General features: G+C 51.3%; 8 protein-coding genes. 3 read left to right on the top strand and 5 right to left on the bottom strand.

The features are described 5' to 3' along the window. Positions 1 to 125 precede the first annotated feature (125 nt). From EX31_RS02625 to EX31_RS02605, 5 genes are all read right to left on the bottom strand, one after another. A complete protein-coding gene (locus EX31_RS02625) occupies positions 126 to 896 on the bottom strand; it encodes a hypothetical protein (RefSeq protein WP_037033259.1) in 771 nt (256 codons plus the stop codon). A gap of 39 nt (positions 897 to 935) precedes the next feature. Next, the gene (locus tag EX31_RS26140) at positions 936 to 1,706 is read right to left on the bottom strand and encodes a hypothetical protein (RefSeq protein ID WP_231576017.1); all 771 of its coding nucleotides are present in this window, start codon (positions 1,704 to 1,706) and stop codon (positions 936 to 938) included. Next, on the bottom strand, positions 1,690 to 3,789 hold the full coding sequence (locus tag EX31_RS02615) for a lipase family protein (protein ID WP_037033199.1): 2,100 nt from the start codon (positions 3,787 to 3,789) through the stop codon (positions 1,690 to 1,692). The genes EX31_RS26140 and EX31_RS02615 overlap by 17 nt, the downstream gene beginning before the upstream one ends. Positions 3,790 to 3,984: 195 nt before the next feature. Further along, positions 3,985 to 6,462 (bottom strand): membrane-bound PQQ-dependent dehydrogenase, glucose/quinate/shikimate family, encoded by a 2,478-nt coding sequence (locus tag EX31_RS02610; RefSeq protein WP_037033197.1) that lies wholly within the window; start codon positions 6,460 to 6,462, stop codon positions 3,985 to 3,987. Positions 6,463 to 6,859: 397 nt separating this feature from the next. Further along, positions 6,860 to 7,747, bottom strand: coding sequence for a LysR family transcriptional regulator (locus EX31_RS02605; protein ID WP_037033258.1), 888 nt, complete (start codon positions 7,745 to 7,747; stop codon positions 6,860 to 6,862). A gap of 140 nt (positions 7,748 to 7,887) precedes the next feature. Here EX31_RS02605 and EX31_RS02600 point away from each other — a divergent pair, with 140 nt between their 5' ends. The 3 genes from EX31_RS02600 (at position 7,888) to EX31_RS02590 (ending at position 11,372) form a co-directional block, all read left to right on the top strand. Continuing rightward, a complete protein-coding gene (locus EX31_RS02600) occupies positions 7,888 to 9,447 on the top strand; it encodes an ABC transporter substrate-binding protein (protein WP_037033195.1) in 1,560 nt (519 codons plus the stop codon). A 93-nt stretch (positions 9,448 to 9,540) separates the two neighbouring features. Then, positions 9,541 to 10,425: a dihydrodipicolinate synthase family protein gene (locus EX31_RS02595; RefSeq protein WP_037033192.1), complete on the top strand. Its 885-nt coding sequence runs from the start codon at positions 9,541 to 9,543 to the stop codon at positions 10,423 to 10,425. Further along, positions 10,422 to 11,372, top strand: a complete 951-nt coding sequence (locus tag EX31_RS02590; RefSeq protein ID WP_037033190.1) for a nucleoside hydrolase — start codon at positions 10,422 to 10,424, stop codon at positions 11,370 to 11,372. Before EX31_RS02595 ends, EX31_RS02590 begins: the two co-directional genes overlap by 4 nt. The last annotated feature ends 1 nt before the right edge of the window (position 11,373 follow it).

Here is an 11,373-nt window from a genome sequence, read left to right as displayed (position 1 = left end):
CAGCGTCTGATCTGTTTTGCCATAACAGGCGGAAAGCAAAAATACTGTCGGCAGCAACAGGGCTGTTTTATTTAGAAAATTCAACTTCTTCCTCCTTGAAAATGTAAAATGAAATAATTCCTTTTCTATTTCATTGATAGTAGCTTTTCATAATCAGGTTCTGTATACAAAGCTTTTTGCTTACTACTATCAGGATAAGTCACAATTATATTTCCTGGAGATTGATTTGGTCCCTCAAGTATAACTACTCGATTAAAATGTACGACAGGGTTTATAACGATAGTTTTAATATCATTAACCCTGTAACGTTGACTCCATTTTTCGTGTCGGGTATCCCCACCAAATAACTCCAGTGTCGTTTTTTTGAATTTGTGACTAATAAATATTTCTGGGAAAAAATCTGTTCTGATATCTAGATCGCCACTGACTTTTTTTGCTCTTCCTGTTCCATAACCATCACTGAATCCATAATCATCAAAATCAAAGATATAATTAGTAGCTAAAACCTCTTTTCTTTTAACGAGAGGATTGCTATCAGCGATCTTAAAACTGACTTTAATGGAATTAAGCTGCCACTGGCATTTTCCGCCGCCATCAATGGCGATATGTGCCCACCAGATATTGCTGCTTCCTTGCTGACCGAATGGCTTCTCGAAATCGTTATAACCGGGAATATCATGAGGCTCATTACTCGAGTTATAACGCACTGTTTTACACTTATTTGAACGGTAAAGAACTTCCATTGGTAAAAGAACGGTATCTGCCGGAAGCGTGAAGACCACGTCGACCCACTTTGCATTCTGAGGTGGAGACAGAGTGCGGTCGGGAGTGTTATCACAGCCATAAAGCAGCACGATAAAGGATATAACCGCATAATTCTTATTTAGAAAATTCAACTTCTTCCTCCATGAATATGTAAAATAAAACATTCCTTTCTATTTCATCGATAGTAGCTTTTCATAATCAGGCTTTATCTTGCGTACATGCTCAATGCTTCCATTGGGATAAGTGATCATCATCCCGACTCCACGTTCTTCATCACCCTGTAGTAATACTTCTTTCTGAGAGTGTAATATCGGTTCAATGGCTATTTTCTGAGTATCTTGAAGTTTGTAACGTCGGCTCCATCTGTCATAATTTGTATCACCACCAAACATCTCAATAGATATTTGATTGAACATTTGATTTATAATAACCATAGGAAAAAAATCTGTTTTCAATTCAAGATTTCCACTGGAAATTTGTGCTTCACCGGTGGCGTAACCATCACTAAAGCCATAATCATCAAAATCAAAAATATAATTAGTAGTAATTATTTTCTTCCCTTGTACTAGAGGATTGTCATTGGAAAATTTAAAGCTGACTTTAATGGAATTAAGCTGCCACTGGCATGGCCCGCCGCCATCAATGGCAATCCGCTGCTGTCTGATATCACTGTTTTCCTGCGGGGGGAATGCCTGCATAAAACCGTTATATCCGCGAATTTCGTAGGCTTCATTACTCGAGTTATAGCTTTTAGTCTTGCACCGTTCAGAACGGTAAAGCATTTGCAATGGCAATAGTGTAATGCCTTCAGGAACCCTGACGGCTATGGTTACTCGCCGGGCATTTTCCGGCGGTGACAACGTCTGGTCTGTTTTGCCATAACAGGCGGAAAGCAAAAATACTGTCGGCATCAACAGGGCTGTTTTATTTAGAAAATTCAACTTCTTCCTCCGTAACTGCCGCAAAACGTAGCAGGGCATTTTTGCCCACATCTTCTGAGCGGGTGCGGGTTAGTGCCACCGGCAACATATCCTGAAGCGCTATAAATTCCTGGTTTCGCTGTACTTCATCCTGATTAGCACTTCCTTTGGCAGTTGCTTCAATCTCCTGCCTGAACTCAGCCCGCTTCTCCTTCCGGTCCATCTCAAGATCCGGATTTGCCAGCTCAAGTACCTGATTATGGATATAAGGCAGGTAGCGGTGTGCCATAGAATGGCTGGAAGGGTTACTCAAAAGTCCGTCCAGTTCGGGATTAGTGTTTCTGGGGAAGGTTTTTCTCAGGTTAACGGTATCCAGACACCCGATAAACTTCGCCTGATGCTCGCCGGTGGCATTAAGGCATTCTTCATTCAGTGATGGCACCAGAAAGAGTTTAACCGACTGCTTAATACAGGTGCTCACCACGCCGGGTGCCGGATTATCGCTGCCTCCGCCACCTATCCATGGCACATTTTGTTGGCGGGATTTCATTACGCACTGCTGAGCCTGGAAAAATATCACCGTATTGCCATGATGCCAGTAGGGATCTTTTTTATCGGAAATTCCTGTGGACTGAAAAGCCAGGTCACGAACAGCAACTCCCAAACCGGTGAGCGTTGTCACCGACCAGTCAAAGCCCAGTTTGTCGCCCAGTGGTCCCCATTTCTCATAGAAGATATTGTCTAAATCAGCATCGGGAGGAATTTGGGTGACTGAATCATTATCATTGACGTGGCGGTAGTGAGTTACTGCGTCCAGTCCGAGCACTGCCGCACGGGTGAAGGTGCGTGGCATACCGAAGGTATACAGAATAGGACGGCTATACTTCATCTCGGCAGCATAGGCTAACGCGAGAGCCCCACCCAAGCTGTGACCGCAGACAAATAATTTTTTCGTTCCCCCGGCTTCATTTAGAGATGAGACTACGTTCTGGAATATAGGATCAAACTTCTGCTTCGCCAAATCATAAGCCTCAAGAAAACCGCCGTGAATATTACCCACGCCACCAAGCTCTGGCAGACATTTTTTGGGCGCAAAGGAGATATCTGTCAGAGCGTTAAGCAGGCTGTCAGTACCGCACCATGCAACGATTATGTGCTTGCCGCATTCCACCGTGAATAACCGGGTATCGCCTTTTGGCTGTTCCCCTTCAGTCGTATTTAAATAAATGGCTTTGAGATAACGTTCCCGGAAGGGGACATCTACGGCCAGCGTGTGGTAATAAGACGGGAATTCGGCAAACTGCGGGATTGCAGACAGATCCTGACATTTATTCCGGAAGAAATAATCAATGGTATTGTTCTTCGCTTCAGCCGAATAGGCAAGGTCAGCCATAATGCCGAGGTTTAGGCTGTTGGCAAGATCAAACGCGGTGGTGTCATGCAGTGCCAGCACCCACGCCCGGAACGGGCAGATTTCAATGACGTGCCGCTGCTTTAGCGCCTGACACGCTATCTCTGTGCCTTTCAGCGAACGCCCTTGCTGAAAATGAAACTCCGGTGGCTCCTTCTCCTCCCAGCCTTCAATGTGAGGCAACTGATCGCAAAGTTCACCGATGGTCACGTAATGGTGGATATGTCCTGCGGCCTCGGCTTTTTCCTGTACGTCAGATCGCCAGCTTTTATCTCGCGTTTCCCGACGAAAGACATTTTTGCTCACCGGCTGGCTGTTAGGATTGCGCCGAAGTCCCAGCGGGCGCTGCTCCATTTCGTCGGCCAGCTGCTGTGCATCTGCTTTTACGTCGACCGTTATCCAGGACAAATCGTCGAACCTGACCAGTCCCTGGCTGTCTGTCACTCCGGCAGGGGGATTAGGTGGTGGTGTGGGATCGTAGTGGTGATTACTATATTTTTTCCACATCGCGACGTCTTGCGCGGATGCCAGCGGATGGTATTCCAGTGTGACCTTCAGTCCGGTAACGGGGAGATTATTCTCATCGACAAATTGCAGTTCCAGCCAGAATCTGGGGGTTTCACCACGGCAGTAAACAACCTTACCTTTGGGTGCAACACTGGTGATAACGCTGTTGTCTCCGATGATTTCCATGCCAATTCCTTTTGGTTAACAGGGATAATGGCGACATGATACTCGCCATCATCCTTAACCAAAATTTTTTGTTTAGTATGTTTTAACATTATTGTCGTGCAGACAGGAACATCACCAGAGGTATCAGCAGGTTACGTTCAATAAAAAAAAGCCCGCCGGTCTGCACCGGCGGGCTTTGTCATTGACTGCTAAATCTTACTTCTCGTCAGGCAGTGCGTAGGCGATCACGTAGTCGCCGCGTTCTGCGGACTGACGTGCGCCACCGGCGCTGATGATGATGTACTGTTTACCGGTTTTCGGTGAAACGTAGGTCATCGGGCCAGACTGGCTGCCGACTGGCAGACGGGATTTCCAGATTTCTTTACCGGTTGCGGTATCGAACGCACGCAGATAGAAATCCTGCGTACCGGCGAAGAACAGCAGGCCGGATTGCGTTGACAGGCTCGCGCCCAGCGTTGGCATACCGACTTCCATTGGCATGCGCATTTTGATGCCCAGCGGACCGGTGTCTTTCACCGTTCCGACCGGCACCTGCCAGACGATTTTGCCGGTTTTCAGGTTCACCGCAGACATGGTACCGAACGGTGGTTTCTGGCAAGGAATGCCCAGCGGAGACAGGAAACGCTCGCGGACTGCGCCATAAGGCGTGCCGTCCATCGGCACCAACCCCATCTCGATACCGCTCGCGCCGGTCGGAACCTGTGCACGCGGCACCATGTAGTTCGCCAGACCCAGACGCATATCATTCACGAACATGATGGCGTTGTTCGGGTCAACCGAGACGCTGCCCCAGTTCATGCCGCCCAGAGAACCCGGGAATTGCAGGGAACGATCCAGACCCGGAGGCGTGTAAACGCCCTGGTGACGCATACCTTTAAACTCGATGCGGCACAGCAACTGGTCCATCGGCGTTGCGCCCCACATATCAGATTCTTTCAGCGTCTGGTTGCCGATGTTTGGCATACCGACAGAGAAAGGCTGTGTTTTGGAGTAGCGTTCACCAGGGACGTTACCCTGCGGCACTTCGCGGTTTTCGACTTTCGCGACCGGCTGGCCGGTTTCGCGGTTCAGCATGAAGATCATGCCTTGTTTGGAGGTCTGCACCAGAACCGGCGTGCTGCCACCTTTACCGTCCGGCAGGTCATACAGCAGCGGCTGAGAAGGCAGGTCGAAGTCCCACAGGTCGTGATGGGTGGTCTGGAAGGTCCAGCGGACTTTACCGGTGGCCACATCTACCGCAACAACAGAAGAACTGTATTTGTCATCCAGCTCGGTACGCGTGCCGCCGAAGAAGTCTGGCGTCGCATTACCGGTTGGCATGTAAATCAGACCCAGTTTTGGATCGTAGGACATGGCCGACCAGACGTTTGGCGTACCACGGGTATAAGTCTGACCTTCCGGTGGCAGTTTGGTGATGTTCGGATTACCCGGATCCCATGCCCACACCAGGGCGCCGGTGTTCACGTCAAACGCACGCACCACGCCCGGAGGTTCGCCGGTGGAAAAGTTATCCGCTACGCGACCGCCAACGACAACCACGTTACCCGCGACCAGCGGGGTAGAGGTTTGCTGGTAGTAGCCAGGTTTCACTTCGCCCATGCCGACTTTCAGGTCAACCACGCCGTTGTCACCGAAATCAGCACAAGGCTTGCCGGTGTCAGCGTTGATGGCGATCAGACGGGCATCAATGGTTGGCAGGAACAGACGACGTTCACAGGTGGCGCTGACGGTACCGCCGGTAGCCGCAGGCGTTTGCGGTGCGTTCGTGGCAGGCGCGGCAGCTTCTGAAGCAGCGGTCGGGCTTGCCGGTTCAGCAGCAGGCACAGCGGCAGGTTGTGCCGCCGCAGCCTGAGGCGCGGCGCTGTTCTCGTAATAGCCCAGCCCGCGGCAACGCTGCCAGTTAGGTGCGGTGGAGTTGGAATCGTAAGACCACAGCTTTTTACCGTCATCCACATTCAGGGCGATCACTTTGCTGTAAGCGGTACACACAAACAGCTTGTCACCGATTTGCAGCGGCGTGTTCTGGTCTTCAGCGCCGGAGCCGTTGCTCTGCGGGATATCACCGGTATGGGCAATCCACGCAACCTGAAGTTTATCCACGTTGGTTTTGTTGATCTGATCCAGTGCAGCAAAACGGTCGCCTGCGGTGGTGTTACCCCAGTTTTCCCAGTTCTTCTGCTCTGCACCTTTATCTACCGGTTTCACCGGCACCTGATCGCTGTCGGCGCTGATGATTGGCGTCGGCACGAAGGTATTACCGAATGCGGCAATCAGCGCAACGGCCAGAACAGCCGCCAGCGAGAAGCCTGGCCCTTTACGCACCACCAGGCCCGCGCGTGCCTGAAGCAACGGATAGGCCAGTGCCACCAGGAAAGCCAGCACGCCGAAAGTGAACAGGCGGGAGAACAGCGGCCAGAACGTGAAGCCCGCGTCCCAGACAGCCCAGATAATAGAAAGCACAAAGGCCACGGCATACAGCCATGCGCCTGACGGCTTACCTTTAAAAATCAAAACGGCGGAAACGATGAGCGCCAGACCCATCAGCAGGAAGTAAACGCTTCCTCCTAATGTGGCCAGATACGCACCACCGATACCGAGTGTCAGGCCGATGACGACCATCAGCGCACTCAGTAACCAGAGGAGCCACGTCCACTTGTTATTTGTTGTTGGCATGATTTATCTCACTGCATTGGTTTGTAGAAAATAGGTTGTAGAGAACTGTTGATGAAAAGCTGGTACCACTTAATGACCACCCGTTATTAAATGAACCAAATAGAACAATTTCGCGCAAAGAGTAATACTTCTCATCGAGGTTGTGAATGTGTAACGAAGAGTTTGAAATTAGGTAAATTATTATAGATTAGATTATTATTTATGCAGGTAAATTTTATTCATTGATTTTAAAGAATAAAATAAAGTGTTTTATTCGTTATTTTGATAACTGAAGTGTTTGATATACGTTTTTCATCTAATTAAACGCACCAGCCGTCCGCGGACTTCTCACCATAAAGGGGAGAAGGAGAACACGTTGGACTCACTGGTACGATTTTGGCGAACCTGACGGGGTGTTTTACAAATAGCCTTCAATTAATGTCTTCATTTCTTTGGTGATATGTTCCACCAGACGGCTTTTCGGGATCTGCGGCGGGAAAACGGCGAGATAGGCGATGCTGATATCTGGCGTAAACGGCTTAAGCACGATATCGCTTTTGTGGCTGCGCGCCGTGATGAAATCCACCACACCGATACCCAGATTATTCCCCGCCATCACACAACAATTGTTCAGCGACGTTTCAATCGGGTTATTCATATATAAGTCGAGGCGGCTCATCACCTGGTCGAGTTGTTCACGCAGCGGCGTTTTGCGCCCGGGTATAATAGGGCGGTAACGCGTCAGATCCATCGCGGTGACGACATCCTGTTTGGCCAGCGGGTGACGTGGCGACATCACGGCAACGGCATTGGCCCGCGCCAGCATTTCCGCTTCCAGCCCTTTCACATCCGGCTTACCGAAAATGAACCCGACGTCGTACTGATTGCTGGTCACCACATCGGTGATGTGCGTCGTGCTTTCGATATCCAGAAACAGCGAGATATCGTCAATACTCTCAATCAGCGGCGGCAAAATGTGTTCGACGCACAGCGCGGAAAGCGCCGCAACCGTACCAATGCGCAAAACGCTGCCTTTTGAATGACGTATTTCGTCGGCGATACGTGAAATATGTTCAAGTCCGAGATACAAACGCTCGACTTCACGATACAACTTGATGGCATCGTCACGCGGGATCAACCCGCGTCCGTCGCGGTCAAACAGCTTCAGATCAACCGCATATTCGAAATCACGGATCAGGCGGCTGACCGCAGGCTGCGTAATGTTCATCATATTGGCGGCGGCGGTCATGCCACCGGTAAGGATCACCTTGTGAAAAGCTTCTACCTGTCTGGGATTAATTTTCATATGCATCCTCAAGATCCATAACATTTGTTTATGGATGTAACACAAAATACAATTTTCAATTCAGAAGTCCACCCCCTAGACTCCAGTTTACGATCTGATACACATTGCCTGAAAATCTAAAATAATTAAGGGTTAAATGAATGAGAAAGTCCGTTTTGGCAGGAGTGCTTTCCTCGGCACTGGCCACGCTTTTTGCTTTACAGACCGTACAGGCTGCTGATCTTAATATCGGCCTTGCCGCATCAACCACGTCTATGGATCCGCAGTTTTACGTCGGCGGTGCCAACAGTGCGATGGCACGCAACATATTCGACGGCCTGGTGAATCAGGACGAAAAACAACTCATAACGCCAGCGCTTGCAGTGTCATGGAAAGTCATCAACGACACCACCTGGGAATTTGCCCTGCGTCCCGGTGTGAAATTCCACGATGGCAGCGATTTCACTGCCAAAGATGTGATTGCCAGCGTGAAACGCGTGGCGCTGGCCTCAAAAAACAGCCCGAGCGCCTATACGCCGTATGTCAACGATATCGCTGACGTCACCGAAGTGAATCCTTTAACGGTGAGAATTGTCACCAAAGCGCCAACACCATTATTACTTAACAACTTAAGCCGTGTTGCTATTTTACCGGCCCGGCTTGAGACAGTCGGATCGCAAACCCTTAATGAAGGGAAAGATGTCATCGGTACCGGCCCGTTCAAATTTGTCAGCTGGACACCGGACGATAACGTCGTGCTGGCGCGCAACGATCAGTACTGGGGCGGAAAAGCGCAGTGGGATAACGTCACCTTGCGCGTGTTCAAAAACCCGAGTGCCCGCGTGGCGGCAATGCGTTCAGGCGACGTTGATATGATTGAAAGCGTGCCGACGGCAGACGGGCGGGATCTGGGCAAACAAGCCAGCCTGCATCTGGAATCTGTCGCCGGTAACCGTATTTTGTATTTACACCCGGATCAGGATCGCGATGTGTCGCCATTCGCCAAAGGGCCGGATGGCAGCAATCCGCTGAAAAAACGCGAAGTGCGTGAGGCGATGTCGCTGGCGATAAACCGTCAGGCGATTGTGGATCGCATTATGGACGGGCAGGGCGTTCCGGCGTCGCAACTGGTGCCGAAAGGTTACTTCGGCTATACGCCGTCGATTGCCGCACCGGTTTACGATCCGGTGAAAGCGAAACAATTGCTGGCGCAGGCCGGTTATCCGGATGGTTTTACGCTGACGTTCCATGCATCGAATGACCGTTATCCGAACGATTCTAAAATTGCGCAGGCGCTCGGCCAGATGTTCAGCCGCGTTGGCATTAAAACTGACGTCGTGACCATGCCGGGCAGCGTGTATTTCTCCCGTGCATCCAAACGCGATTTCAGCCTGATTATGGGCGGTGCGGCGATTGAAACCGGTGAAGCCTCCGGTGTGCTGGGGCCATTGCTCGAAACCTTCGGGCCGAACGGCGGGCAAGGCAATCGCGGGCGTTACTCGAACCCTGAATTTGATAAAACACTGCTGCAGGCACGGGAAACTCTCGACGACGGGCAGCGTGAAAAGTTACTGCAACACGCCACAGAGATTGCGATGAAAGACGAAGGCACCATTCCGTTGCTGTTCCTTTCTTACACCTGGGCGATGAAAACACCTTATACCTACGTTGGTCGCTCAGATGGCTATACGTTGCCGTACTTTGTCCATAAAAAACAGTAAGTAAACGCAAAGTGCATACCAAACCCAGGCGGGAATACAGCACCAACACCAGGGCTGTACTAAGGTAGTAGTTTACTAAAAGAGAGAGAAGCTATGACTTCTTTTAGCGGTGTGTATCCCTATCTGGTTTCGCCGGTCACTGATGGCGGCCAGATAGACAAACCAGTGTTAACAGCGCTGGTCGAACACCTGATAAACAGCGGGGTGCATGGTCTGACGCCGCTCGGCAGTACAGGTGAATTCGCTTATCTCAATGCAGAACAACGCACGGAGATAGTGAAAATTGTCGTTGAAGCCGCTCGGGGCCGCGTTCCGGTTATTGCCGGTGTCGCAGCCACCACCATTCAGGACGCCGTAGCGCAAACCGCTCGCTACGTCGCGCTGGGTGTCGACGGTATTCTGGCGATCCTCGAGGCCTATTTCCCGGTGCCCGAACAGGGCGTCGAGGATTATTTTTGTGCCATCGCGACCGCAGCCGGAAAGCTGCCGGTTGTGCTGTATACCAATCCGCAGTTCCAGCGTTCTGATCTCAGCCTGCCTGTCATCGAGCGGCTCAGTCACGTGGAAAATATCAACTATATTAAAGATGCTTCGACCAATACCGGCCGGTTGCTGTCGATTATCGAACGCACGCAGGGGCGGATGCAGGTATTTGCCGCATCGGCACATATTCCTGCCTGCGTGATGCTGATTGGCGGCGTGGGCTGGATGGCCGGTCCGGCCTGTATTGTGCCGAAGCAAAGTCTGGCGCTGTATGAGGCCGCGAAGCAGGGCGACTGGAAAAAGGCGATGGAGTTACAGCGTCCGCTGTGGCGCATCAATGAAATCTTCGCCAAATATTCTATCGCCGGTTGTATTAAAGCCGCGCTGCAATTGCAGGGTTTTGAGGTCGGTGATCCGTTGCCGCCACAGGTGCCATTAAACCAGGCCGCGCGTCAGGAAATCGCTGATGTTTTGCGTTCCGTGGGGGCGCTGTGAAAACCCTGCCGGTGATCATTGACTGCGATCCGGGCATTGACGACGCCATTGCACTGCTCAGCGCGTTCGTCGCGCCGCAACTGAACATTCTCGGCATTTGCACCGTGTGCGGCAATCAGCCGCTGGCGAATACCACACGTAATGCGCTGCAAATTACCGAGCTGGGTTACCGGCCGGATATCCCGGTGTTTGCCGGTTGTCATCAGCCGCTGCTGCGCGCGCCGATCCACGGCCAGTTTCACGGCGAAAACGGTCTGGGTAATACCACCTTTCCCGCGCCACAGAAACAGGCTGACGCCGTTCATGCCGTTAACTTTCTGATCAGCCGCTGTGAGCAGGCGATTGAACATAATCAGCCACTGACGCTGTGCGTGCTCGGGCCACTGACCAATCTGGCAACGGCGCTGCGCATGAAACCTGGGATCACTGAGGGTATTGGTCGCGTGGTGCTGATGGGCGGTGCGTATCGCGAAGCCGGTAACCGCACCATGACCTCTGAATTCAATATGCTCGCCGATCCCCATGCCGCGCATATTGTGTTTTCCTCGGATCTGAACATCACGGTTTTACCGCTCGATGCCACGCATCAGGTGATTCTGACGCCGGAACATGTGGCGAAATTTATCAAAGTCTCCGGGCGGATCTCCGTTCAGTTGGGCGAATTAATGGCGTTCTGGGATCGCAACGACGTGCGCCGTTACGGTTCACGCGGCGGGCCGCTACACGACCCGCTGGTGATTGCTTACCTACTGGCGCCGGAACTGTTCGGCACCGAAAAAGCGCGGGTGTTTGTCGAACACGACAGCGAGTTGTGTATGGGGCAAACCGTCGCTGACTGGTATGGCAAGTCGGGACTGACACCCAACGTTGATATCGTCACGCACGCAGAGGCCGACAAAGTCTTCGCGCTGTTTTACGAACTGCTTTCACGTTATGCCGGGAAATAAA

It is taken from the genome of Rahnella sp. WP5, assembly GCF_000745615.1.
GTDB lineage: Bacteria > Pseudomonadota > Gammaproteobacteria > Enterobacterales > Enterobacteriaceae > Rahnella > Rahnella aceris.
This window is presented reverse-complemented; position numbering and strand designations above follow the sequence as displayed.

Excerpts from the sequence above, each read along its gene's own strand:
- EX31_RS02600 (WP_037033195.1), top strand. The coding sequence starts at position 7,888 with ATGAGAAAGTCCGTTTTGGCAGGAGTGCTTTCCTCGGCACTGGCCACG.
- EX31_RS02615 (WP_037033199.1), bottom strand. The coding sequence starts at position 3,789 with ATGGAAATCATCGGAGACAACAGCGTTATCACCAGTGTTGCACCCAAA.
- EX31_RS02610 (WP_037033197.1), bottom strand. The coding sequence starts at position 6,462 with ATGCCAACAACAAATAACAAGTGGACGTGGCTCCTCTGGTTACTGAGT.
- EX31_RS02605 (WP_037033258.1), bottom strand. The coding sequence starts at position 7,747 with ATGAAAATTAATCCCAGACAGGTAGAAGCTTTTCACAAGGTGATCCTT.
- EX31_RS02595 (WP_037033192.1), top strand. The coding sequence starts at position 9,541 with ATGACTTCTTTTAGCGGTGTGTATCCCTATCTGGTTTCGCCGGTCACT.